Source organism: Acinetobacter sp. DL27 (assembly GCF_055810995.1).
In genome coordinates this window covers 3,085,014-3,107,769 of record NZ_CM147947.1, presented here as the reverse complement: position 1 = coordinate 3,107,769, position 22,756 = coordinate 3,085,014, and the positions used below count along the sequence as shown (strand labels likewise).

At 43.8% G+C, this 22,756-nt stretch carries 21 protein-coding genes and 5 tRNA genes; 18 read left to right on the top strand and 8 right to left on the bottom strand.

Translation table 11 applies throughout. The features are described 5' to 3' along the window. Window positions 1–73 precede the first annotated feature (73 nt). Complete coding sequence (locus AC0KVP_RS14965; protein ID WP_473337653.1) at window positions 74–706, top strand: alpha-ketoglutarate-dependent dioxygenase AlkB family protein; 633 nt, start codon at window positions 74–76, stop codon at window positions 704–706. Window positions 707–712: 6 nt separating this feature from the next. Here the strand turns inward: AC0KVP_RS14965 and AC0KVP_RS14960 are convergent, their stop codons facing one another. Continuing rightward, the gene (locus AC0KVP_RS14960; RefSeq protein WP_004692725.1) at window positions 713–1,483 is read right to left on the bottom strand and encodes an IclR family transcriptional regulator; all 771 of its coding nucleotides are present in this window, start codon (window positions 1,481–1,483) and stop codon (window positions 713–715) included. A 448-nt stretch (window positions 1,484–1,931) separates the two neighbouring features. Between AC0KVP_RS14960 and AC0KVP_RS14955 the strand changes: the two genes are divergently transcribed. From AC0KVP_RS14955 to AC0KVP_RS14945, 3 genes are read left to right on the top strand one after another with little or no spacing between them, the layout of a single operon-like run. Beyond that, window positions 1,932–4,013 carry an FUSC family protein gene (locus tag AC0KVP_RS14955; protein WP_010325760.1) on the top strand — a complete coding sequence of 694 codons (2,082 nt, stop codon included), beginning with the start codon at window positions 1,932–1,934 and terminating at the stop codon, window positions 4,011–4,013. 2 nt (window positions 4,014–4,015) lie between these two features. Continuing rightward, window positions 4,016–4,222: a DUF1656 domain-containing protein gene (locus AC0KVP_RS14950; RefSeq protein WP_004692723.1), complete on the top strand. Its 207-nt coding sequence runs from the start codon at window positions 4,016–4,018 to the stop codon at window positions 4,220–4,222. Between the two features lie 35 nt (window positions 4,223–4,257). Further along, a complete protein-coding gene (locus AC0KVP_RS14945) occupies window positions 4,258–5,265 on the top strand; it encodes an HlyD family secretion protein (protein ID WP_473337651.1) in 1,008 nt (335 codons plus the stop codon). Between the two features lie 124 nt (window positions 5,266–5,389). Here AC0KVP_RS14945 and ruvX read toward each other — a convergent pair whose 3' ends face one another. The 3 genes from ruvX to recN form a co-directional block, all read right to left on the bottom strand. After that, window positions 5,390–5,833: a Holliday junction resolvase RuvX gene (ruvX, locus tag AC0KVP_RS14940; protein ID WP_234955110.1), complete on the bottom strand. Its 444-nt coding sequence runs from the start codon at window positions 5,831–5,833 to the stop codon at window positions 5,390–5,392. Next, window positions 5,826–6,380, bottom strand: a complete 555-nt coding sequence (locus AC0KVP_RS14935; RefSeq protein ID WP_004692720.1) for a YqgE/AlgH family protein — start codon at window positions 6,378–6,380, stop codon at window positions 5,826–5,828. The genes ruvX and AC0KVP_RS14935 overlap by 8 nt, the downstream gene beginning before the upstream one ends. A gap of 112 nt (window positions 6,381–6,492) precedes the next feature. Continuing rightward, complete coding sequence (gene recN / locus AC0KVP_RS14930; RefSeq protein WP_473337650.1) at window positions 6,493–8,154, bottom strand: DNA repair protein RecN; 1,662 nt, start codon at window positions 8,152–8,154, stop codon at window positions 6,493–6,495. A 391-nt stretch (window positions 8,155–8,545) separates the two neighbouring features. On the opposite strand from recN, the gene ppnP reads away from it, so the two are divergent. The 3 genes from ppnP to AC0KVP_RS14915 all read left to right on the top strand — a co-directional run bounded on the left by ppnP (window position 8,546) and on the right by AC0KVP_RS14915 (window position 10,710). Then, the gene (ppnP, locus tag AC0KVP_RS14925) at window positions 8,546–8,869 is read left to right on the top strand and encodes a pyrimidine/purine nucleoside phosphorylase (RefSeq protein ID WP_004692718.1); all 324 of its coding nucleotides are present in this window, start codon (window positions 8,546–8,548) and stop codon (window positions 8,867–8,869) included. A 142-nt stretch (window positions 8,870–9,011) separates the two neighbouring features. Continuing rightward, entirely contained in the window at window positions 9,012–9,761 is a 750-nt protein-coding gene (rlmB, locus tag AC0KVP_RS14920) for a 23S rRNA (guanosine(2251)-2'-O)-methyltransferase RlmB (RefSeq protein WP_004978746.1), read from the top strand. Between the two features lie 31 nt (window positions 9,762–9,792). Then, the gene (locus AC0KVP_RS14915) at window positions 9,793–10,710 is read left to right on the top strand and encodes a DMT family transporter (protein WP_473337648.1); all 918 of its coding nucleotides are present in this window, start codon (window positions 9,793–9,795) and stop codon (window positions 10,708–10,710) included. 14 nt (window positions 10,711–10,724) lie between these two features. Here the strand turns inward: AC0KVP_RS14915 and coaE are convergent, their stop codons facing one another. Genes coaE through pilB form a run of 4 tightly spaced genes read right to left on the bottom strand, consistent with a single transcriptional unit; the run spans window position 10,725 to window position 15,160 of the window. Then, entirely contained in the window at window positions 10,725–11,324 is a 600-nt protein-coding gene (gene coaE, locus AC0KVP_RS14910; RefSeq protein ID WP_004978749.1) for a dephospho-CoA kinase, read from the bottom strand. A gap of 6 nt (window positions 11,325–11,330) precedes the next feature. After that, window positions 11,331–12,191 (bottom strand): prepilin peptidase, encoded by an 861-nt coding sequence (locus tag AC0KVP_RS14905; RefSeq protein ID WP_473337645.1) that lies wholly within the window; start codon window positions 12,189–12,191, stop codon window positions 11,331–11,333. Then, a complete protein-coding gene (locus AC0KVP_RS14900; protein WP_473337642.1) occupies window positions 12,191–13,417 on the bottom strand; it encodes a type II secretion system F family protein in 1,227 nt (408 codons plus the stop codon). The genes AC0KVP_RS14905 and AC0KVP_RS14900 overlap by 1 nt, the downstream gene beginning before the upstream one ends. Window positions 13,418–13,447: 30 nt before the next feature. After that, window positions 13,448–15,160 carry a type IV-A pilus assembly ATPase PilB gene (gene pilB / locus AC0KVP_RS14895; protein WP_473337640.1) on the bottom strand — a complete coding sequence of 571 codons (1,713 nt, stop codon included), beginning with the start codon at window positions 15,158–15,160 and terminating at the stop codon, window positions 13,448–13,450. Window positions 15,161–15,439: 279 nt separating this feature from the next. On the opposite strand from pilB, the gene tpiA reads away from it, so the two are divergent. From tpiA to AC0KVP_RS14840, 11 genes are all read left to right on the top strand, one after another. Then, window positions 15,440–16,231 (top strand): triose-phosphate isomerase, encoded by a 792-nt coding sequence (gene tpiA / locus AC0KVP_RS14890; RefSeq protein ID WP_473337639.1) that lies wholly within the window; start codon window positions 15,440–15,442, stop codon window positions 16,229–16,231. Between the two features lie 13 nt (window positions 16,232–16,244). Further along, the gene (gene secG / locus AC0KVP_RS14885; protein ID WP_168159357.1) at window positions 16,245–16,574 is read left to right on the top strand and encodes a preprotein translocase subunit SecG; all 330 of its coding nucleotides are present in this window, start codon (window positions 16,245–16,247) and stop codon (window positions 16,572–16,574) included. A gap of 53 nt (window positions 16,575–16,627) precedes the next feature. Continuing rightward, a tRNA-Leu gene (locus tag AC0KVP_RS14880) sits at window positions 16,628–16,712 on the top strand. A 49-nt stretch (window positions 16,713–16,761) separates the two neighbouring features. Beyond that, window positions 16,762–16,838 (top strand) — tRNA-Met (locus AC0KVP_RS14875). A 74-nt stretch (window positions 16,839–16,912) separates the two neighbouring features. After that, window positions 16,913–16,989, top strand: a tRNA-Met gene (locus tag AC0KVP_RS14870). Between the two features lie 68 nt (window positions 16,990–17,057). After that, window positions 17,058–17,134 (top strand) — tRNA-Met (locus AC0KVP_RS14865). Window positions 17,135–17,223: 89 nt separating this feature from the next. Next, window positions 17,224–17,300, top strand: a tRNA-Met gene (locus AC0KVP_RS14860). Between the two features lie 228 nt (window positions 17,301–17,528). After that, window positions 17,529–18,053 carry a ribosome maturation factor RimP gene (gene rimP, locus AC0KVP_RS14855; RefSeq protein WP_004692708.1) on the top strand — a complete coding sequence of 175 codons (525 nt, stop codon included), beginning with the start codon at window positions 17,529–17,531 and terminating at the stop codon, window positions 18,051–18,053. 39 nt (window positions 18,054–18,092) lie between these two features. Continuing rightward, the gene (nusA, locus tag AC0KVP_RS14850) at window positions 18,093–19,577 is read left to right on the top strand and encodes a transcription termination factor NusA (protein ID WP_004692706.1); all 1,485 of its coding nucleotides are present in this window, start codon (window positions 18,093–18,095) and stop codon (window positions 19,575–19,577) included. 9 nt (window positions 19,578–19,586) lie between these two features. Next, complete coding sequence (infB, locus tag AC0KVP_RS14845; protein WP_159127069.1) at window positions 19,587–22,286, top strand: translation initiation factor IF-2; 2,700 nt, start codon at window positions 19,587–19,589, stop codon at window positions 22,284–22,286. Further along, complete coding sequence (locus tag AC0KVP_RS14840; RefSeq protein ID WP_004978763.1) at window positions 22,286–22,690, top strand: ribosome-binding factor A; 405 nt, start codon at window positions 22,286–22,288, stop codon at window positions 22,688–22,690. The genes infB and AC0KVP_RS14840 overlap by 1 nt, the downstream gene beginning before the upstream one ends. The last annotated feature ends 66 nt before the right edge of the window (window positions 22,691–22,756 follow it).

Genomic DNA, 22,756 nt, shown 5'->3' with positions numbered 1-22,756 from the left:
CGACAAGCTGTGACTTTGTTTTGATTTGTGTCGTTCTGAATTCAGTTAAACTGTTTGCAGAGGAGGAAAAGTCATGACCTTAGATCTGTTTAGTCCTGAACCGCAAGAAAACTTGCTGCCATTCGATGGGCAGGTGCAGGACTTGGGCTTGATTTTAACTGCGGAGCAAAGTGCGAAATATTTGGATTATTTTTTAGCACATTTGGCATGGCAACCTGACGAAGTCGTACTGTATGGCAAACATTATGTCACGGAACGAAAAGTGGTGTGGTATGGTGATGCCGACTATCAATATCACTATTCGGGGAGTGCCAAGCAAGCACTGTTATGGCATCCCGCTTTGTTTCGTTTAAAACACCATATTGAGCAACTGGTGGGACATCCATTTAACTCGTGCCTAGCCAATTTATATGAAAATGGCAGCCAAGCCGTGGGCTGGCATAGTGATGATGAGCCTTCACTACGTTCACCGAAGCAAGAAAATGTGGTGATTGCCTCACTCAGTTTTGGTGCAACCCGTAAGTTTTGCTTTAAGCACAAGTTTAAACAGGAAAAAATCGAGCTGATGTTGCATAGTGGGCAATTGATCGTGATGCGTGGACAGACCCAGCGCTACTGGAAACATGCTTTGATGAAATCCAGTAAAATCAGTGAGCCGCGTCTGAATTTAACCTTTCGCTATTTCTATCCAAGGCTTCAACGCTAAGTATAATTAAGCCTCAATATTATGCAATAGATGGCATTTCTGTTCGATCTGTAAGGCGCTATGTCTTAATATTTCGACCATTTTTTTCAGATCGACAAATTCAAACCGGTTTTTCGAAGCCAATAAGGTCAGTGCCAACGGTGTATCTTTGGGTGAAAATTTGACAGGTACAGACAGACTGGCAAGGTTGGGGTCAAACTCGCCATTGGAAAAATAATAGCCCTGTTTCTTAATGGCTTTCATTTTCTGTAAGAATTCATCTTGGCTCGCGGCAAAATTGACCTCGGCCAGCTGAGCCGAAAATTTTTGATAATATTCAATAATTTTAGCTTTGCTGAGCTGTGAAATCACCACTTTAGGCGATGAACCCAAATACACGGGACGTGGGCAACCGCGCCCATAAGAAAATAACTCAAGGTCTTTAAAGACTTCACCATATAGGTCAATACAGTGCTCTGCGTTAAGCTGGGTGAGAATACAGCAAAACTCCGTTCGCTCAACGATGTCTTGCATAAAAGGAATGCTGATTTGTAAGAGTGGGTCTGTGGTTCGAGAGATATAGTCCAAAACAGCAATCTGAGAGCCTAAAGTATAGTCACCACTGGTACCACTTAAGCGCTGTAAAAGTCCTGCGGATACCAATTCCTTTAAGTAACGGTAACTGGTGGGCTGTGATAGTCCCAGTTCGGCACTGATGATATCGACATTGATAATCGGGCGTGACACAGAAAAGAGGTCTAAGACAGTGAGAATTTTACCGAAACTTGAAAGTGCCATAAGAACCTACTTAGTCAAAATAAATGCCATTTGAACGACAGTTACTATATAACAAAAACCCTAGACTCGACATGGCTTTCGTTCTGGGCGCATGGCTTTCGTGGACTTTTATCAGCATTTGTAATGCAATAAAAAGGGTGAAATATGATCTTAAAAATATGTAAATTATCATATTAAGATATTTTAATTGACAAAAATCCATATTTTTGGAAAAATTATCATTACAAATGTCTTTTAATGAATAATGCTTTTGTTATTTATTGAGCTATTTTCTTTCCTTTCAACATGGCGCTGTCTTTGACCATGTCAGTAAAAGACTTCATTTATTTGAATCATTTTTTCATCCGTCTTCGCATGAGGTGAGGACGAAGTGATGCTGTTTGTCTGAGCAATGCTGTGTGGAAGAATTGTTTAAATGTTGTCATTCAGCGCATTTAGAGATGAATTTATGTTCCTCACCAAACAGTTACTCGCATTCCGTCCAAATAAATTGGACTGGATTTTTGCGACGAAAACCTTTTTGGCAGGCATGCTTTCACTTTATGTCGCATTTTCATTAGATTTGGCTTATCCCATTTGGGCGATTGGAACGGTCTTCGTCATCGCAAACCCCTATGCGGGTATGACCTCCTCAAAAAGTCTTTATCGGGTATTGGGAACGTTGTTGGGAGCGATTGTTTCGATTGCAGTCACGCCAAACCTGATCAACACTCCAGAATTGTTCACGTTATTTTTAGCCACATGGGTCGGGTTTTGTCTATATTTTTCATTGTTGGATCGGACGCCGCGTAGCTATATTTTTATGTTGGCGGGCTATACCACGGTCATTATTTGCTACAACATTGTGTATAACATTGAAACCACTTCCATGTTTGATATGGCGATTGGTCGCTCCATTGAAATCACGGTGGGAGTACTGTGTAGTGCAGTGGTGAATGCGGTACTGTTTCCCATGCATATTGGTCCCGTAGTCAAAACCCGTGTTTCACAGACTTTTCAAGACACTCGAGCGGTTTTTGATCAGATCCTGACAGATGATGTTAAGGCCATTAATTACAGCACTACGCTTAGTCATATCACGCGGGATATTGCCGATATTCATGTGATGGCCGTGCACTTGAGCTATGAAAAATCGACCTTGCAGGGCATGACCAAACCGCTCCAAGAAATGCTGCATCAACTCAGTATGTTGGTGACAAACTTGGTGGCCATGGCCGAGCGAATTCAGCAGTTAGATCACATTGACTCACGCTACCGACCAGCTTTAGAAAAGGCGCATGTACAGATTGTAAAATTTTTACAAAGTGATCAGGTCATTTTAGAGCAGGACTTAAACCAGCTACCTGAGCAGTTTGAGTCGAGTTTTCAAGCCGTGTTTGACAGTGCCTTGCCACAGCAGCAAGTCATGTTGGTCAGTTTAAAAATGGATGTGCGTCATTTCACCCAAAATATACGCGCCATTAAGTTGATTTGGCAGCGTATCCAACAGGGGGATGATAGCTTACCCGCAATCGTGACTCCGATTAGTACAAACTATCCCAACTTACATCGAGATCATGGCGTAGCCGTGCGTGGCGGCATTTCAGCTTTTATTGTGGTGCTTGTGGCGACTGGCTTTTGGATTGTCAGTGGTTGGAAAGCCGGTTTTATGATGGCAGAGATGGCCGCTATTTGTGCCTGTATTTTGACCAGTATGGACAACCCCGTTCCTGCCTTAAAAATCTTTATCCGTGCCAGTGTGTATGCGGCGATTATTGTCTTTATTTATGCTTATGGCATCTTTCCACACATCAGCGCTTTTTGGATGTTGGCTGTGGTGTTAGCCCCTTTTTGTATGTACTGTCTGATGCTGTTTTTACATCCTCCACTCACAGGTTTGGCGCTGCCTTTGATAATGGGTGTGGTCATGGGCTTAAACCTGAAAAACCGTTATCACCTTGACCAAGTGATGTTTTTTGATGCATCGATTGGGACGGTGCTTGGCCCCATCATTTCTGTCTATGTGATTCACTTGGTGCGTGCGATGTCGCCGGACATTACCGCCAAGCGAATCCTGTCTTTACATTATAAAGCGATACGACAAGCGCTTTATTTACCTTATGGGGTGGAATTTAGAGTGCATTTGCGCAGTATGTTGGATCGGATAGGCGTACTGAATACCAAATTGGTACAGTCCGATCGCTTGAAGCAAAAAATCAATTTGGCCCTGATTGAATCCAGTGCTGTGATTGATTTAACTCGGGTGCAAGAACTGATTGAAAAAATGCCTATGCAGGCCTCTATCACGCTGCATCTACAAGAACTACAAAGCCAAATGGATGCTTATTTTCACGCTAAAGAATTAGACCATAGCGACCTACAGGTCAGACAACACATTTTGGACAAAATTCAGATCATTCAGGCCGAGCTTATACAGCTGCAAGACCTAAGCATTGCTCGGCGTTTGCAAGTTTCACTGAATAATATTCAAAGCAGTCTTTGTCATGCGACATGGGATGAAATGTTTCAAGTCCGTTTGTTGGGAGCATAACGATGGGCGAACTTAATATCTATGGTGTGTATGTGCCAGTTTTGGTCATTCAGGCGGTATTGGCCTACATCGTATTACGGTTACTCATGCGGGTGACCGATCCTTGGGTCGACAAAGGCTGGATTTTTTTACCCAGTATTTTTTATTTATGCCTCTACATTACTGTGCTTGGCGTAGTCCATTGGGGTTTTATCGTGAGCTTTGCCTAAGCGCACATCTGATTGAAATGAATGAGGTAAAAGAAATGGCATCCTTTGATTGGCGTAAACTGAGCCGTCCCATCACTTTAGTGCTGATTGCGGGTATCGCGATCGCGGTGCTCGTGCATCTTTGGCATTATTATAATGCTGAACCGTGGACACGTGATGGGCGGGTTCGTGGCGATGTGATTCAAGTGTCTTCCGATGTTTCAGGCTTAGTCACAGAAGTTTTAGTGCATGATAATCAAAGCGTCAAACAAGGGCAGGTGCTGTTTAAAATTGATGTGGCACGTCAGGCGCTTGATGTGGAACAAGCCAAATCAGACTTGGCTAAAGCCAAAGCCAGTTTGGCCGCCGCCGAAGCGGAGCTGTTTCAAAGCAAAGCCAATTTGACCAAATCACAAGCCAATAGCCACTTGGCCGATAAAAATGCGGAACGCTATGCCAATTTGATGGATGGTGCTATTTCAAAGCAAGAACAAGATCAGATGTTTGCTGTACGAGATCAATCGCATGCCGAACATGAACAAATGCAAGCGGCGATTCAGCATGCCAAAGCCAATATTGCGCAGCAACAGGCGTTAATCGATGTAGCCACCAGTAATTTACATTTGGCTGAATTAAACTTGAACCGTTCCGAAGTCCTAGCACCAGCCGATGGCACACTGTCTAATTTTGAGATGAAAGCAGGGAGTTATGTCAAAGTGGGGCAGGCGGTAGCGGCTTTATTAGATCGCTCACAGCTTTATGTGGTCGGTTATTTTGAAGAAACCAAGTTAAATAAAATTTATTTGGGTGCGCCCGCGACTGTACAGTTGATGGGGGACTCAAACATCTTAAAAGGGCATGTGCAGGGGATTGCTTCAGGCATTGAAGATCGTGAACGAACTACAAGTACAGGTTTATTGGCCAATGTAAATCCAACCTTTAGTTGGGTACGTTTAGCGCAGCGCGTTCCTGTGAAAATTGCACTGGATGATATTCCGAAAAATGAATTGGCCTTTGTCGCGGGGCGAACCGTGACGGTACATATTACTGAGTCACAGCACTAAATTGACCTCTGTTCATTTCAAAAAAAAGCATCCGATGAGGATGCTTTTTTTTGAACGCTATTTGATGTGTTGAGATCCGACTCCAGTCATAAAACCCATGTCATCTGTTTTAAGAAAGTCTTACTTAAGGTGTAAGACCTTCAGGATCGCGATACCAGCTTTCAATAAACAAGGTTGCGGCAAGGCTATCAGCAGAAAGTTTTTTACCTCGGCCTTGCGCATGGTAATGGCTCAGCTCATCACGGGCTGCACGTGTACTTAAGCGTTCATCCACCATCCATGTTTCAATATTGGTTTGATGACGTAAACGACGTGCGAACTTACGTGCTCGAGCAGATAATTCCGACTCGCTATCATCCATATTGAGTGGTAAACCGACTAAAAATACATTGGGTTGATATTGCTCAATAATTTTATGCAGTTCATCCCAGTTGGGGATGCCATCTTTCATCGGAAACAAAGCCAAAGGTGTTGCACTTTCAATCAATGCTTGACCGACTGCCATGCCCATTTTTTGTGTACCGAAGTCAAATGCCATAATCATTTGGGGCGTGTTTAAATCAGGCATGTCCAATCTCAGAAGACAACCATGTTCGATCCAGCCCGAGCTTTTTATAGGCAGCATCCCAACGGTCGTCATAAGGAATATTAAAAATCAAATCCATATCAGCATCGCAGACTAGCCAATCACCACGAGACAGCTCATCTTCTAATTGGTTTTTGGTCCAACTGGTATAGCCCAAAGCAATTTGATAGCGACCCACGCCTTCGTTATGCGCAATCGCATCTAAAATATCTTTAGACGTGGTGATACAGATATTTTCGCCGACTGCAATGGAAGAGTGCCATGTCGGCTGGCCCGTATGTAAGACAAAGCCAGCTTCTGGACGCAAAGGCCCACCTTGGAGAACATCGTGTGGTCGTACGTGATCGGCTTCAATTTCAAGATCATTGAGCAGTTCTTTGACTGAAAGTCCTGAAGGGCGGTTGATGATGATGCCTTGAGCACCTTCCTCATCGTGTCGGGCCAAATAAATCACGGTATGGGCAAAGACTTCATCTGCCATATCGGGTGGGGCAATGAGACAGCGATGCGTCAGATATTGTTTGCTCACCTAAAGGCTTCTCCTTGAAATTAAAATGCTTCTAGTCAAATGTTGTTATCTACCACGTTACTAGACTAATGCTCTTTCTCCAAATCTTTTTTTGTGATCCAGTCTACATAAATTAGGCAGATTGAAACTTCAATTGACGTAATTGCTTGGCATGTTGTAGCGTAGTGTCATTGATTTCAACGCCACCTGTCATGCGTGCGAGCTCATCGATACGCTCATCTTCTTCTAAGTCTAGAATGGTGCTACTGGCAGGGTCGGTCTGACGTTTTTTCACCAACAAGTGCTGGTCAGACTGTGCAGCAACTTGAGCTTGGTGGGTAATACACAGAATTTGCACATGCGAACCCAAGTCGGCCAAGAGACGACCGACAATTTCGGCTGTGCCACCACTGATCCCGACGTCAATTTCATCGAAGACTAAAACTTCAGCTTCAGTTTTTTCAGCATTCATGACTTGCATCACCAACGCGATACGTGATAACTCACCCCCTGAGGCAACTTTGGCCAAAGGTTGCGGTGGGATGCCTTTGTTGGCGGTGAACAGTAATTGGATAAAACTCAGGCCTTCACTAGAGACCTGCTCCATCGGCTCAAACTTAAACTCAAAGTGCGCTTCAGGCAGAGCCAATTGTTTGACCTGTTCGGTTAAATGTTTTGCCAATGGTGCGGCTGCATCGCGACGAATTTGGTCGAGGTGCTGGGCTTTATTTAACAGGTCCTGATGCGAGACTTCAACTTGCTCAGCAAGTGTTTCTGGATCTTCTAATAAATGGAGTTGTGCCAGTTCAGATTGCCATTGTTCATGCTCTTGTTTTAAGTGTTCTGGCTGCGTGCGGTACTTACGGGCAAAACGGTGGAACATCTCAAGCTGGGTGTTCAACTCTTCCATGCGTTCTGGGTCATAACTTTGACGGTCAATAAACTGACGTAGATTGGCCGTGGCATCGTCAAGCTCACTTTGTGCATTCAGCAAAGACGTATGAATCTCGGCCAATTGTTCACTGCGTCCTGCATGTGATTCTAAGCGACGAATAATACTGGAAATTTCTTGATTAATATTTTGTTCAGCATCATCTAAGGCCGTAACGGCATAACTACAGTCCTGCATGATATTTTCATGATGCGACAAGCGGTCGAACTCTTGTTCAATCTCTTTATAGTCGATTTGCACCACATCTTCGAGTTCTTCTAATTGTAAACTTAAGGTATCCATACGCTGTTTACGCGTGGCTTGAGCATCCAAGGCTGCTTGGTGCTGACGAATGTCTTTTTGCCATGTGCTATAGGCTTCACGCACAGCTTGTGCTTCTGGGTAGAAGTTATGATAGAGATCTAACCAGCGTCTTGGATAAGGCGGTTCTAATAGCTGTTGCTGACTGTGTTGGCTATACAGCTGTACCAGCAAGCGCCCGATTTCTTTCAATTCAGCTAAGCTGCTTGGACGACCATTAATCCATGCCTTGCTACGGCCAGTGGCAAAAATAACCCGTCTTAGATGAATCTCTCCTGACTCATCATCTAACTCATGTGCCTTTAACCAGGCGGCTTCAGGGCTGTGCTCTTGATAGCTGAAAATAGCCGTGACATCGGCTTTATCTGAACCGAAACGGACATAGTTGGTATCGGTACGTTCTCCCAGACAGGCGGACAGTGCATCTAGCAATAATGATTTGCCTGCACCTGTTTCCCCAGTCAGGACATTAAAACCTTGATCGATATCAAGTGCTAAGTGATCGGCTAAAGCAAAATTAATTAAAGTTAAATGTGTCAGCATAAACGCATCCGAGCTGCGAAAAGTTTTAGTTTAAGATAGTGAAGTTTTATTCAGCCGACAAGACGGCAACGCTATTCGTTTTGTGCAAAGTCGGCTTATTTTAGCGTGAATCTGAAAGTCGACCTAGCAGATTTTTTAAATCCGACTGTTATAGCAAACACAGCACAAACAAGTGGGTATGCGGTGTATACAGAAAGAGTACGACTCAGCGAACGGATCGCATCGGCAAAAAACACGCCAAAATAGGCTAGAAAGTGAGGCAATTGTACGATGGTCGGACTTTAACAAAATATTGATTGAGGGGAATAAAACATCGATTGATTAGTTAATCGCACATCTTTAAACTAGCGAATCAATACGAATATAAATGCGCATTATCTGGAGTGTACGCATGTCAACTCAGTTCGATCATGTCTCTGTCATTAAAAAATCCAATGTTTATTTTGGCGGTTTATGCATCAGTCATACTGTGCAATTTGAAGATGGCACCAAAAAAACGTTAGGGGTCATTCTTCCGACAGAGCAAGCTTTGACGTTTGAAACACATGTGGCAGAGCGTATGGAAATTATTTCAGGCGAATGTCGTGTACAAATTGCAGACAGCGAAGAGAGCGAATTGTTCCGCGCAGGTCAGTCTTTTTATGTGCCTGGCAATAGTCGTTTTAAAATTGAAACCGACGAAGTGTTGGACTACGTGTGCCATTTAGAAGGCTAAGCTTTCAACTGATACTCGCCAAGTAATTTCAAGCGAAATCGGTTAAACTATCCGTTGCACAGCAATCCTGTAAAGTCAGCTTTACAGGATTTTTATTTTTGGCACATCGTGTCGATGGTCATTTATCTTTTAGAGGTCCTACATGGCTAAACCTGAATATTTCTATGGCGTTCATTCGGTGGAGTCATTGTTGGAACTTGAACCTGAACGTGTACTGACGCTTTTTACCTTAAAAGGGCGTGATGACCAGCGTTTAAAGCGCGTACTTGAGTTGGCTGAACCGTTTGGTATTAGCGTACAACAAACCGGTCGTGATCGATTAGAAAAAATGGCTGGCTTACCGTTCCATCAAGGGGTCGTGGCTGCAGTTCGACCTAATCCAGTTTTCAATGAAAAAGATCTAGAAGCTTTACTTAAACAATCGCCAAATTGTTTATTACTGGGTTTAGATCAAGTCACCGATCCGCATAACCTCGGCGCATGTATCCGTACCGCGGCTGCAATGGGCGTTGAAGCTGTGATTGTACCTCGTGATCGTTCTGCAAGTTTGACCCCGACCGCGCGCAAAGTTGCGGCAGGTGGTGCTGAAAAAGTCAAATTTATCCAAGTGACCAATTTGGCTCGGACTTTAGCGCAAATTAAAGATGAGTTTAATGTGCGTGTGGTCGGTACTATGTTGGATGAAAAAGCCTTGCCGCTACAAGAGTTCGATTTTACTGGAACGGCTGTATGTGTGGTGATGGGTGCTGAAGATACTGGTCTTCGTCCAATTACCCAGTCTCAATGCGATCAAACCGTTTATATTCCGATGGCGGGCAATCTACAAAGTCTGAATGTCAGTGTGGCAACAGGTATGGCTTTGTATGAAGCATGCCGTCAACGTAATGTCTAAGATTTTTAATTTCTGATTCAATGTAAGCCCAATGATGACCCCTCAAAAACAAGGCTATATCTTTATTGCCATCACCATGTGTATTTGGGGGGGATTTACCTTAACGGCGCGGCTCAGTGCCAATTGGGGCATTGGTGCGTGGGATATTACCGCCTTACGTTTTCTGTTGGCGTTTTGCATCTTAATGCCGATCTTGATCTATAAAAAAGATACCGCCTTTTTGTGGAAGAAAGAGCCTTTTATTTTGGCGATGATTGGAGGGGTGTGTTACTGCATCACCGCTTATAGCGCTTTTCATTATGTGCCTGCGGCACATGCTGCGATCTTTCTCAATGGCTGCATTCCACTTTGTACAGCTGTTGCAGCTTATCTGCTATTTCGACAACCATTTGACCGGCATACTTGGCTTAGCCTCAGTATTATGTTGCTCGCACTGACGGCCATGAGTGGGCTGATGTATCAAGAAACAGGTGTTGCTTTTGGTTTAGGTGATGGCTTGTTTTTCCTCAGTGCTGTGCTGTGGGGAACATTTACCGTTTTATTGAGACAGTGGAAACTGTCGGCATGGCACTCCATGGCAGGTGTTGCGATTTGGTCTGCGATTATTTTTGTGCCGATTTATGTTTTATTCCTACCCAAAACCATAGCGCATGTGCAACCTGTGCAATTGATTGCTCAGGTGGTATTTCATGGCGTGTTTGTGGTCATCGTGGCGACCCTCACTTATGTGGAAGCCATTAAGCGTTTGGGGGCATTTAAAACAGGCAGTATTGTGACTTTGGCGCCTTTTATTGCTGCGATTATTGCGGTTCCTTTGCTCAATGAACCTTTGAGTGTTGCGATTTTATGTGGTCTTGTGGGAATGGGGATCGGGGCCTTACAACCGTGGCGTTGGATACGGCAGGACAGTTTGAAAGCCCAACTTGAACAACAAAAAAAGCAGTCATAGTCGACTGCATTTTTTTAGATTTCTGAATGGGCTAAATATTTTAAATGCAACGGTCTGAGCTGTGCGTATAAGTGTTCCAAGTGTCCATCATTTACCACAATATCATCAGCTAACGCTTGTTTTTGTTCACGGGACATTTGCGCTTTAATGATGGTTTGAATTTGCTCAATGGTTTGATGGTCGCGCTGCGAAGCACGAAGAATCTGGATATCAATTGAAGCATCGATCAGAAGCGTATGCTGCGTTAGCTCATGCTGATTGGTTTCAAAAAGTAGCGGTGAAACTAAAATCGCATAAGGGCTGGTCGCAGCTTGTAATTGTTGCATGATGGACTGACGAATTGCAGGGTGGGTGATCTTTTCCAATTGTTTACGGGCAGACGGGTCTTGAAAAATGTGTTCACGTAAAGCGCGTCGATTCAGTTCGCCGTTGTCCAGTAAGGCCCACTCGCCGAAGCTGCTTCGAATTTGCTGAAGTGCAGGCTGACCTACAGCAACAATCTCTCGAGCAACGACATCGGCATCGACCACTTGAATGCCTTGTTGTTCAAACCAGTGACTTGCCGCAGATTTTCCACTGCCAATCCCGCCCGTCAGACCTAAAATAAATGACATATTATTTTAATTGCCTAAGTAAATTTTCATAATTTGTTCGCCCCACAAAAAGGCAATCCATCCTGCGATGGCAATATATGGGCCAAAAGCAAAAGGCTGATTTTCTTTACGCACTTTGAGCAGGATGATGCCGATAATGGCACCTACGAAAGAGGAAAGTAGCACAATCAGCGGCAGCAGCAAAGGGCCCATCCATGCGCCTAAAGCAGCAAGTAACTTAAAGTCGCCATATCCCATACCTTCCTTGCCTGTGATGAGCTTAAACAGATAGTAGACGATCCATAAGCATAAGAAGCCAATGATATAGCCCCAAATAGCCATCGTTGATGTGGTGTAAATCGCATAACTATTGACCCCTAAACCTAGACCTGCAAGGGTGAGGGTATAGCGATCAGGTAAAAGTTGAGTGTCAAAATCAATAAAGGTTAAGGCGATTAAAATGTACGTGAGTACGAGACCGAACAGCATTTGGACTGTTGGACCAAAGACTGCAACCACGATCAATGCACAAATGGCGGTCAGGAGTTCAATCGCAGGGTAGCGAATGCTGATCAGGTTATGGCAGCTACCACACTTTCCTCGTAGCAGGAACCAACTAATCACAGGAACATTTTGATACCAGTGTATGGCACTTTTGCATTTTGGACAGGTTGAGGCAGGCTTACTCAATGTGAGCTTCGTTTCATCAATAATTGGCTGCTCAGGATGAAGCAGAAGTTGGCAGTCGGTACGCCATTCTTGTTCCATCATTTTTGGAGTGCGATAGATCACCACATTCAGAAAACTACCGATGCACAAACTAAAAACTCCAACGGCGAAATACAGCGCCATTGGAGTATTGATCAGATAGGAAATTATTTCTTGCATTAAACCACAGAACCCATTTGGAAGATTGGTAGATACATGGCAATTACTAGGCCACCCACAAGTACACCCAAGACTGCCATGATCAGAGGTTCCATCATTGCAGTTAAGCCATCCACCGCATTATCGACTTCATTTTCATAGTGAGTGGCAACTTTATCCAGCATGGCATCGAGCGCACCAGATTCCTCACCAATCGCCACCATTTGTACTGCCATCGATGGAAATTTATTGGTAGCACGCATCGCGAATTGAAGTTGTTGTCCTGTTGCGACATCTTCACGGATTTTCATCACGGCTTCTTCATAGACCACATTGTTGGTTGCACCTGCAGTAGACTCGAGTGCATCAATTAAGGGTACACCCGCCGCAAAGGTGGTAGATAGGGTACGGCTATAGCGTGCGATAATCGCTTTATAGACTAAATCACCAAAAATAGGGGCTTTCAGCGCGGCTTTATCCAGCATGTCACGAAACTTTTTACTGCGTTTTTTAGTTTCGAGTAATGCTGTAATGCCAATACCAATCACAATAATTAAAATGAACCAGTATTTCTGCATCCATTCAGACATATTCACCACCATTTTGGTGAATGCGGGCAAGTCTGCGCCAAAAGAGCTGAATAAATCTTGGAAAACAGGGACAACTTTGACCATCAAAATAATGGTTACGATCACCGCAACCACAACCACGGTTGCTGGGTACTTCATGGCCTTTTTAATTTTTTGTTTGAGCAGTTCACTTTTTTCTTTATAGACCGCGACACGATCTAGCATGGTCTCAAGTGCACCCGACTGTTCGCCTGATTCAACCAATGAACAGAATAAGTTATCGAAATATTGCGGATATTTTCTGAGTGCTCCTGCAAAGGTATTACCACCTTCAACTTCGCTTTTAATACCCAGTACGACTTCACGCATAGATGGGTTTTCCAAGCCTTCAGCCACAATTTCAAAGCCTTGAACCAGCGGTACCCCCGCTTTCATCATGGTTGCGAGCTGTCGGGTGAAAATCGTGATGTCCAGTGTCGTCACTTTTTTCTTCATGATACCTTCAAGAATATTCTTTTTCTTTTCTCGAATACTTTTGATGGTAATCCCTTGTTTGCGCAAAGTAACTTTGGCTAGGGCAAGATTACGTGCAGGCAATTCCCCTTTAATTTTTGCCCCTTTGCGATCAATCCCTTCATAATTGAAGGTTGGCATCATCTGTGCTTTTTTGACAGCCATGCATTTATCCTTATTCTTTCAATATTTCAACTATTCACTGGTTACACGATTCATTTCTTGTAAGGAAGTGACCCCCTGCATAACCTTGAGTAAACCTGAGCGACGTAAATTGTTAAATCCTAATTTTGCAGATGCTTCCGCAATCTGCAAGGCATTGCCATCTTCCATAATAATTTTTGAAATTTCTGGCGTGACTTTCATGACTTCATAAATACCAACACGTCCTTTATAGCCTTCACGGCACTCAGCACATCCCACTGGTTGATAAATTTTGAAGTTTGGGTCTTTGATATCTGTTGAAGTAAAACCCATTTCGAGCAAACTTTGCTCGGGAATGTCGGCAGCGACTTTGCATTGGCTACATAAACGGCGTGCCAAACGTTGCGCAATCACCAAATTGACCGATGTTGCAATGTTAAAAGACTGAACCCCCATATTACGGAGGCGTGTCAGGGTTTCAGGTGCGCTATTGGTGTGGAGAGTCGACATGACCATGTGACCTGTCTGTGCGGCTTTAATTGCAATTTCAGCCGTTTCTAGGTCACGGATCTCACCCACCATCACAATATCTGGATCTTGACGTAAGAATGACTTTAGTGCTGCAGAAAAGGTCAGGCCGACTTTATTGTTTACGTTAACCTGATTAATGCCTTCTAAGTTAATCTCAACGGGGTCTTCTGCGGTTGAGATATTGGTGTCTTCTTTATTTAGAATATTCAGACCTGTATACAGCGATACCGTTTTACCCGAACCTGTCGGGCCAGTAATTAACAACATGCCTTGGGGTTTGTCTAAAGCCTGCATAAATAGGTCTTTTTGATCTGGTTCATAACCTAAAGCATCGATCCCCAGCATAGCACTGGATGGATCGAGAATACGTAAAACCAGCTTTTCGCCAAACAAGGTTGGAAGTGAGTTGACACGGAAATCAATGGCTTTACTTTTCGACAGCTTTAATTTAATCCGGCCATCTTGTGGCACGCGCTTTTCAGAGATGTCCATTTGTGACATAACTTTTAAACGTGAGGCAAGACGAGTCGCCAGTTGTAGTGGTGGACTGGCAATATGGCGCAGAACCCCATCCACACGATAACGGACACGGTAAGATTTTTCATACGGTTCAAAGTGCAAGTCTGATGCGCCCATACGAATCGCATCGATCAGTAATTTATTGATGTATTTGACGATCGGCGCTTCATCGCCTTGAGGTGAGTCATCTTGTTCGTCATTGGAGTTCTGAGGGTCTTGCTCTAAGTCTAAATCAATATCTTCATCAGAAAATTCAAAGCTATCAGCTTGCGCGAAATTTTGTTCGATCAGTTTTTCAAGCTGAGGATGTTCAACAATAATCGCTTCAATATTCATTTTAGAATTGAAACGAATCGCGTCCATCGCATCCATGTTGGTTGGATTGCTGGTGGCGATATAGAGGATATTGCCACGACGGTAAATCGGCAACACACGATGCTTGGTGATAAGTTTGTCTTCGACCAGATCCCGTAGAATTTGTACAGAATCATAGACACTTAAGTCAAAAACAGGCTCTCCAAACTCTAAAGAAATCGTTTCAGCGATCATTTGTGGGGAGAGTTTATGATTTTCAATTAGATAAGGAACGATGTCTTGCTGAGCTTTTTTTGCAGAGAGCATTGCCTGCTGCATATTTTCAGCAGTCATGCGTCCGTCTTCGACTAAGCGTCGAATGAAGCCTGTGAACTTAGGCAAACCATTTGATACTGACATTCCCCAGATCCTTAACTTCTCAATTGTTTATAATTGGTATCGTAAAATTATACTTTTGTTGCACAAAAATACCATATCTGAAAGTGTTGTCACCACCTTAATATCGATTAAAAGCATGAACTGGTCGTGATAGCAGACGGTTTTTTTACAAAAAGATGTCTTTATTTTCACTCGTATTATTTTGATTGCCGAAGAAATTCTAGAAGAAAACTATCTTTGAAAAATAAATACCGTGTAGAATGAGGCCGTTTTAATGAACTGTTTTGAATAGGGTGCTGTATGTCGGGTTCGACGATTAAGCCATGGGTTGTCGGCAATTGGAAGATGAACCCAATGCAGGCAGATGCCAAGCAATTGCTTCAAGAATTTAAACAGCTCTTGCAAGAGAATGAAATAGCAGAAGAAAAATGTAATATTGGGCTTGCGCCTGTGACGCTGGCTTTGACTTCAATGCAGGCTGAATTGGCGAATGCTGCACGTTCAGTTTTTACTGTGGCGCAAGATGTTTCGCGTTTTGGCAACATGGGTGCATATACGGGTGAGGTGAGCGCAGAGCTGCTTAAAGATAGTCAAATTGAATATGTTTTGATTGGTCACTCAGAACGTCGAGAATATTTTGCTGAAAGCGCAGCAATTTTAAATGCGAAAGCCCAAAATGCCTTAAATGCGGGTTTAAAAGTCATTTACTGTGTCGGTGAAAGCTTAGAACAGCGCGAATCTGGTCAGGCAGAAGTAGTCGTTTTACAACAAATTTGCGACTTGGCTAGTGTGGTAACGGCAGAGCAGTGGCCTCATATTGTGATTGCCTACGAGCCAATTTGGGCCATTGGTACAGGAAAAACTGCTTCACCAGAAGATGCACAAGCCATGCATGCGAAAATCCGTGAAGGCCTCACGCAAATTACCAGTCATGGCGCGAACATGGCCATTTTATATGGTGGTAGTGTAAAAGCTGAAAATGCAGTAGAGTTAGCGGCCTGTCCAGATATCAATGGTGCACTCGTCGGTGGGGCATCTTTAAATGCAACGTCGTTTTATAAAATTGTCGAAGCATTTGCAAATACAAAATAATTAGGAGTTCAGCATGCAAACTTTTGTGCTGGTAGTACATATTATCTTAGCTGTGTTGATGATCGTGCTGATTTTGGTCCAGCATGGTAAAGGTGCAGATGCTGGTGCTTCGTTTGGTGGTGGCGGTGCTGCAACTGTATTTGGTGCATCAGGTTCAGGTAATTTCTTGACCCGATTGACTGCGGTTTTGACGGCCTTATTTTTTATCACCAGTTTGTCACTTGCTGTGTTTGCCAAAAAGCAAACCACAGATGCCTATAGCTTAAAGTCAGTACAAACGACAAGTTCTGTACCTGCACAATCGACTGAAACTTCGCCAGCTGCACCTAAAACAAGCGAATAATTGGAATTAGTCCTTTCTTTTTTGTGACGATGCTACTAGAATGCGTCACAGCTGCGGTGGTGGTGGAATTGGTAGACACGCTACCTTGAGGTGGTAGTGCTTTCGGGCGTGGGGGTTCAAGTCCCCCCTTCCGCACCAACTTATGAATCCAGAAGATTAAGTTGGTGTATGCAGCAAATTCTGTTGATGCGGGATGGAGCAGTCTGGTAGCTCGTCGGGCTCATAACCCGAAGGTCGTTGGTTCAAATCCAGCTCCCGCTACCAATCAATCTTATTTTAGAAGCAAACTAAAGTGAGTAGCTTAAGTCATTAAGTTAAGAATATTTTTTGCGTTTTGATGCGGGATGGAGCAGTCTGGTAGCTCGTCGGGCTCATAACCCGAAGGTCGTTGGTTCAAATCCAGCTCCCGCTACCAATCTTATTTTAGATGCAAACTAAAATAAGCAGTTTAAGTGATTAAATTGAATAATTTTTGCGTTTTGTTGCGGGATGGAGCAGTCTGGTAGCTCGTCGGGCTCATAACCCGAAGGTCGTTGGTTCAAATCCAGCTCCCGCTACCAATTTGATTTAGGTGCAACTAAATCAGAGCAAGTACGAAGTATTTAGATTGAAAAATAGTTCATATTTGTATATAATTTTTGCACGTTGATGCGGGATGGAGCAGTCTGGTAGCTCGTCGGGCTCATAACCCGAAGGTCGTTGGTTCAAATCCAGCTCCCGCTACCAAGTTTCTAAAAAGAGGCTCACAACAAGGTGGGCCTTTTTGCACAGTGGATATTAATTTTCTGTGCAATAATTGGGGCGATTACGCCCTTTTTTATTGGCTATCGTGTAGTGTCGATGTGAGCCGGATACGGTGAAAGTCAAAGTGTCATGTTCCACTACTACTATAGTTTATATTGGCTTGTAGTGGTCTGTTTCGGCCATTGAATCGCACAAAAATGACGAGAGTAAATGAAGCTATCAAATAAAACTCAAGCACTCCAAGACTTAATTGCTCCTGCAGTGCAAGCCTGTGGTGTTGATCTTTGGGGGATTGAATTCCTTCCTCAAGGAAAACGTTCTTTATTGCGCATTTATATCGACAAAGCTGTCGACGAGAATGCAGAACCCATCATCAATGAAGATGGTGAAGAAGAGCAGGGCCGTGGCATCGGCGTACAAGACTGTGTACGCGTGACCCAGCAAGTCGGCGCAATGATGGATGTCCATGATCCAATTTCAGGTGAATATGCACTTGAAGTGTCATCTCCGGGTTGGGATCGTCCATTTTTCCAACTTGAACAATTGCCTGCATATATTGGTCAACAGATCGCTTTCCGTTTGATCAGTGCGGTCGATAACCGTCGTAAATTCCAAGCTAAATTGGTTGCTGTAGATCTTGAAGCTGAAATGATTCAAGTCGAAGTGGAAAAGCAACAGGTGCTTGAAATCGATAGTAATAATATTGATAAAGCCAATTTGGTCTATCAAGATTAATTCATTTAATAAATAAGAATCTGAACGAATAGGTGGCTTATGGCACGTGAAATTCTTACCGTAGTTGAAACGGTTAGTAATGAAAAAGGTGTACCTCGTGAAGCGATTTTCGAAGCCTTAGAACAAGCGCTTGTTGCTGCGACTAAAAAGAAATTTTACGAAGGAACAAACTCCGAAGAAGCTCAGCTTCGTGTAGAGATTGATCGTAAAACGGGCGAATACAGCACTTTCCGCCAATGGGAAGTGGTTGCGGATGAAGATCATGAAATGCCAGCATGTCAAGATGCGATTTCAGATGTTGATCCTGCACAATGGTCGATTGGTGATATTCGTGAGCTTGAAGTGCCTTCAATTGACTTTGGTCGTATTGCGGCGCAAATTGCAAAACAAGTCATTGTTCAAAAGATTCGCGAAGCTGAACGTGCGCTGATTGCAGATGCCTACGAGTCTAAAGTGGGTGAGTTGATCTACGGTGAAGTGAAAAAGCAAACCAAAGATGGCTTTATCATTGACCTTGGCGATAACGCAGAAGCGTATCTTGCACGTGAAGAAATGATTGCAAAAGAAATTTTGCGTCCGAAGCAACGTGTAAATGCGATTTTGTTTAATGTGAACCGTGAAGGTCGTGGTGCACAATTACAATTGTCACGTGCCAAGCCTGAAATGCTCATCGCTTTGATGAAGAAAGAAATTCCTGAAATTTCTGAAGAAATCATTGAGATTAAAGCGGCAGCGCGTCAACCTGGTGTTCGTGCTAAAATTGCTGTGAAAACCAATGATCATCGTATTGATCCAGTGGGTGCATGTATTGGTATGCGTGGTACACGTATCCAAGCAGTTCAGCAAGAATTGAACGGTGAGCGTATTGATGTTGTTGTATGGTCTGATGATCCTGCACAGTACATTGCAAGTGCTTTAGAGCCAGCAGATGTATCGGGTATTGTGATTGATGAAGAAGAACGTACAGCGGACATTATTTTCGCAACTAGCGATCAATTAGCGCGTGCGATTGGTTCACAAGGTCAAAACGTACGTTTAGCTTCTGAACTGACAGGCTACAAACTCAACATGATGCTTGAAGATGAGTATCATGCTCGTCAGCAAAATGAAGCACAACAATACTTAGACCTATTTGTATCGCGTCTAGATATTGAAGAAGATTTGGCAATGGCATTGGTTGAAATGGGCTTTACTTCTTTAGAAGAGATTGCTTATGTTCCAGCTGAAACATTTGACGAAATCGAGCTAGATGCTGAAGTGGTTGAATTACTTCAAAGTCGTGCCAAAGAAGTTGCATTGGCTGATGCATTACAGCAGCAAGAAAACATCCAAGATCCAAGCGCGGAACTCGTTGCAATGGAAGGGATGACGCAAGAGATTGCTTATGCACTTGCAGCACGTGGTGTCATCACAATTGATGACTTGGCTGACCAAGCGACTGACGATATTGCTGATATTGAAGGTCTGGGTACAGAGAAAGCGGGTCAACTTATTATGAAAGCGCGCGAATCATGGTTTAACTAGGAGATCTACATGACGGATAAGACGATACAAGAGTTAGCTCTCAGTGTGAACCGCCCTGTTGAGAAGCTCCTAGAGCAGGTTCGTGATGCTGGTTTACCACAGCGTAAATCGGACGATATAATCTCTACTGAACAACAAGATGCCCTCGTGCACCATTTGAAGAAAATTCATGGTCAAGACGATGGTCAGGCAGGAAAAATCACGTTGAAACGTAAAACGACCAGTACCGCTAAAGTAGCGAGTACCTCAGGTAAGGCAAAAACGATTAATGTAGAAGTTCGCAAGAAACATACATTTACCAAGCCAGATCCAGAACAAATTAAAGCGGAAGCTTTGGCAAAAGCGCAAGCTGAGCAACAAGCTCGTGCGAACGTTCAAGCTATGGTTGAACCAAAAGCTGAAACTCCAGTAGTAAATAAAGCGGCTGCAAACTTTGAAGCGATGCGTGCTGCTGCAAAGCAAGAAACGACGAAGCAAGAAGTAGCAAAAGCTGCGGTAGTTGTGAAGCGTAAATCAAACAATAAGCCTGTGGTTAAAGCACAAGTTAAAGTTGTTGAAACACCTGAACAGAAAAAAGCACGTGAAGCTCAAGCCGCTCAATTAAAAGCGACTGAAGAAGCAGCACGTCGTAAGGCAGCTGAAGAAGCGCAGCAACGTACACTTGAACAAATGCGTCAAATGGCATCTAAGTATTCAAACGAAGATGCAACTGCGACCATTCGTGTAGTGGATGATTCTCCGCTTGCTGCGGGTCTGGTTGGTCAAGCATATGAAGACTCATTTGCGAAAGAAGACCGCGATATCAAACGTGGTACCAATACACCAGCTACACGCGCACCGAAGAAAGGTGGTCGTCGTGGTGAAGAGCAATCTTTCCGTGATAACTCGCATAAACGTGGTTTAAAAACAAGCTCTGCAAACAAGCATGGTTTTGAAAAACCGGTTAAAAAGCAAGTTTATGATGTTGAAATTGGTTCAACCATTGTGGTTGCTGACTTGGCTGCGAAAATGGCAGTTAAGGTACGTGAAGTAATTAAGTCACTCATGAAAATGGGTGAGCTTGTGACTCAGAACCAAGCGATTGACCAAGAAATTGCAGCATTAATCGTAGAAGAAATGGGCCATAACCCAGTTCTTGTATCGGATACGCAAGCTGAAGATAACTTACTTGAAGCAGCAGAAGAAGCACGTGGCGCTCAAACGACTCGTCCTCCTGTTGTGACCATCATGGGTCACGTTGACCATGGTAAGACATCGTTACTTGACCGCATTCGTCGTTCAAAAGTGGCAGCTGGTGAAGCGGGTGGTATCACTCAGCACATCGGTGCGTACCATGTTACGACGGATAAAGGCATTATCACATTCTTAGATACTCCGGGACACGCAGCATTTACTGCAATGCGTTCACGTGGTGCGAAATCGACAGACATCGTGGTATTGGTTGTTGCAGCGGATGATGGTGTAATGCCACAAACAGCTGAAGCGATTGATCACGCACGTGCTGCAGGTACGCCAATTATTGTTGCAATCAACAAGATGGATAAAGAATCTGCTGATCCAGATCGCGTATTGAATGAATTGACTGTGAAAGAAATCGTGCCTGAACAATGGGGCGGTGATGTTCCTGTTGCAATGGTTTCAGCACATACAGGTCAAGGTATTGATGAGCTTCTAGATATTATTTCAATTCAAGCTGAATTACTTGAGTTGAAAGCATCTGAAGAAGGTGCTGCTCAAGGTGTCGTGATTGAAGCACGTGTAGACAACAGCCGTGGTGCGGTAACGTCTATCCTTGTTCAAAACGGTACATTGAAAGTAGGTGACCTTGTTCTTGCCGGCGCATCTTACGGTCGCGTACGTGCCATGACAGATGAAAACGGTAAACGTATTCAATCTGCAGGTCCTTCAATTCCAGTTGAAATTTTAGGTCTACCTGAAGCGCCAATGGCGGGTGATGAAGTTCTTGTTGTGAATGACGAGAAAAAAGCACGTGAAGTTGCCGATGCGCGTATGGATCGTGAACGTCAAAAACGTCTTGAGCGTCAAAGCGCAATGCGTCTTGAAAATATCATGGCGTCTATGGGCAAGAAAGATGTGCCTATCGTCAATGTGGTATTGAAAACTGATGTACGTGGTACATTGGAAGCATTACACGTTGCTCTTGCTGACCTTGCAACAGACGAAGTTAAAGTTCGTGTTATTGGCTCAGGTGTTGGTGCGATCACTGAATCTGACGTGACACTAGCTGAATCTTCTGAAGCGGTACTTCTTGGCTTTAACGTACGTGCGGATAACGCAGCGCGTCAAAAAGCGGATGCTGACGGTATCGATATTCGTTACTACTCAATCATCTATCAATTGATTGATGATGTGAAAGCAGCGATGAGCGGTAAGCTTGCACCTGAACACCGTGAAACAATTCTGGGTGTGGCTGAAGTACGTGAAGTGTTCCACTCAAGTAAGTTTGGTGCAGCAGCAGGCTGTATGGTACTTGAAGGTATGTTACACCGTAATAAACCAATTCGTGTCCTTCGTGATGACGTGGTGGTGTTCCAAGGTGAGCTTGAGTCACTTCGTCGCTATAAAGAAGTGGTTGAAGAAGTTCGTGCAGGTATGGAATGTGGTCTTGCGGTTAAAGGTTATAAAGACATCAAAGAAAAAGACAAGATCGAAGTCTATGATGTTCAATTGATCAAACGGAGTCTTTAATGGCGGGTAGTCAACGTCTTAAGCGCATGGCGGATACAGTACAACGTGAGTTGTCTGAACTGATTCGTCAAGAGTTGAAAGATCCACGCTTAGGTGGTCTCGTGACCATCTCTGCGGTGAAGGTTAGTCCAGACTTAGGTTATGCTGAAGTATATGTGACTGTGATGGGCCGTGAGCTTGGCGATGAGCAAAGTGAAGCAGCCAATAAAGAAACGCTAGATGTGCTGAACAAAGCATCTGGTTTCTTGCGTCACGAACTCGGCCGTCGTATTAAGACACGTATTACACCGCGTTTGCGTTTCCATTACGATAAAACCAATGCATATGGTAACTATATGTTTGGCCTGATTGCTGAAGCAGTAAAGGATTTACCCGCTGACGAAGCAAACAAAGATGATGAATAATTCAGTCTAACTGAATCAAAAAGCCACCTTCGGGTGGCTTTTTTTATGCGGAGTAATGGCTGGAGC

What these genes read in the sequence shown, in the direction of transcription:
- AC0KVP_RS14965 (WP_473337653.1), top strand. Translation starts at nt 74, where the DNA reads ATGACCTTAGATCTGTTTAGTCCTGAACCGCAAGAAAACTTGCTGCCA.
- AC0KVP_RS14960 (WP_004692725.1), bottom strand. Translation starts at nt 1,483, where the DNA reads ATGGCACTTTCAAGTTTCGGTAAAATTCTCACTGTCTTAGACCTCTTT.
- AC0KVP_RS14955 (WP_010325760.1), top strand. Translation starts at nt 1,932, where the DNA reads ATGTTCCTCACCAAACAGTTACTCGCATTCCGTCCAAATAAATTGGAC.
- AC0KVP_RS14950 (WP_004692723.1), top strand. Translation starts at nt 4,016, where the DNA reads ATGGGCGAACTTAATATCTATGGTGTGTATGTGCCAGTTTTGGTCATT.
- AC0KVP_RS14945 (WP_473337651.1), top strand. Translation starts at nt 4,258, where the DNA reads ATGGCATCCTTTGATTGGCGTAAACTGAGCCGTCCCATCACTTTAGTG.
- ruvX (WP_234955110.1), bottom strand. Translation starts at nt 5,833, where the DNA reads ATGCCTGATTTAAACACGCCCCAAATGATTATGGCATTTGACTTCGGT.
- recN (WP_473337650.1), bottom strand. Translation starts at nt 8,154, where the DNA reads ATGCTGACACATTTAACTTTAATTAATTTTGCTTTAGCCGATCACTTA.
- ppnP (WP_004692718.1), top strand. Translation starts at nt 8,546, where the DNA reads ATGTCAACTCAGTTCGATCATGTCTCTGTCATTAAAAAATCCAATGTT.
- rlmB (WP_004978746.1), top strand. Translation starts at nt 9,012, where the DNA reads ATGGCTAAACCTGAATATTTCTATGGCGTTCATTCGGTGGAGTCATTG.
- AC0KVP_RS14915 (WP_473337648.1), top strand. Translation starts at nt 9,793, where the DNA reads ATGATGACCCCTCAAAAACAAGGCTATATCTTTATTGCCATCACCATG.
- coaE (WP_004978749.1), bottom strand. Translation starts at nt 11,324, where the DNA reads ATGTCATTTATTTTAGGTCTGACGGGCGGGATTGGCAGTGGAAAATCT.
- AC0KVP_RS14905 (WP_473337645.1), bottom strand. Translation starts at nt 12,191, where the DNA reads ATGCAAGAAATAATTTCCTATCTGATCAATACTCCAATGGCGCTGTAT.
- AC0KVP_RS14900 (WP_473337642.1), bottom strand. Translation starts at nt 13,417, where the DNA reads ATGGCTGTCAAAAAAGCACAGATGATGCCAACCTTCAATTATGAAGGG.
- pilB (WP_473337640.1), bottom strand. Translation starts at nt 15,160, where the DNA reads ATGTCAGTATCAAATGGTTTGCCTAAGTTCACAGGCTTCATTCGACGC.
- tpiA (WP_473337639.1), top strand. Translation starts at nt 15,440, where the DNA reads ATGTCGGGTTCGACGATTAAGCCATGGGTTGTCGGCAATTGGAAGATG.
- secG (WP_168159357.1), top strand. Translation starts at nt 16,245, where the DNA reads ATGCAAACTTTTGTGCTGGTAGTACATATTATCTTAGCTGTGTTGATG.
- rimP (WP_004692708.1), top strand. Translation starts at nt 17,529, where the DNA reads ATGAAGCTATCAAATAAAACTCAAGCACTCCAAGACTTAATTGCTCCT.
- nusA (WP_004692706.1), top strand. Translation starts at nt 18,093, where the DNA reads ATGGCACGTGAAATTCTTACCGTAGTTGAAACGGTTAGTAATGAAAAA.
- infB (WP_159127069.1), top strand. Translation starts at nt 19,587, where the DNA reads ATGACGGATAAGACGATACAAGAGTTAGCTCTCAGTGTGAACCGCCCT.
- AC0KVP_RS14840 (WP_004978763.1), top strand. Translation starts at nt 22,286, where the DNA reads ATGGCGGGTAGTCAACGTCTTAAGCGCATGGCGGATACAGTACAACGT.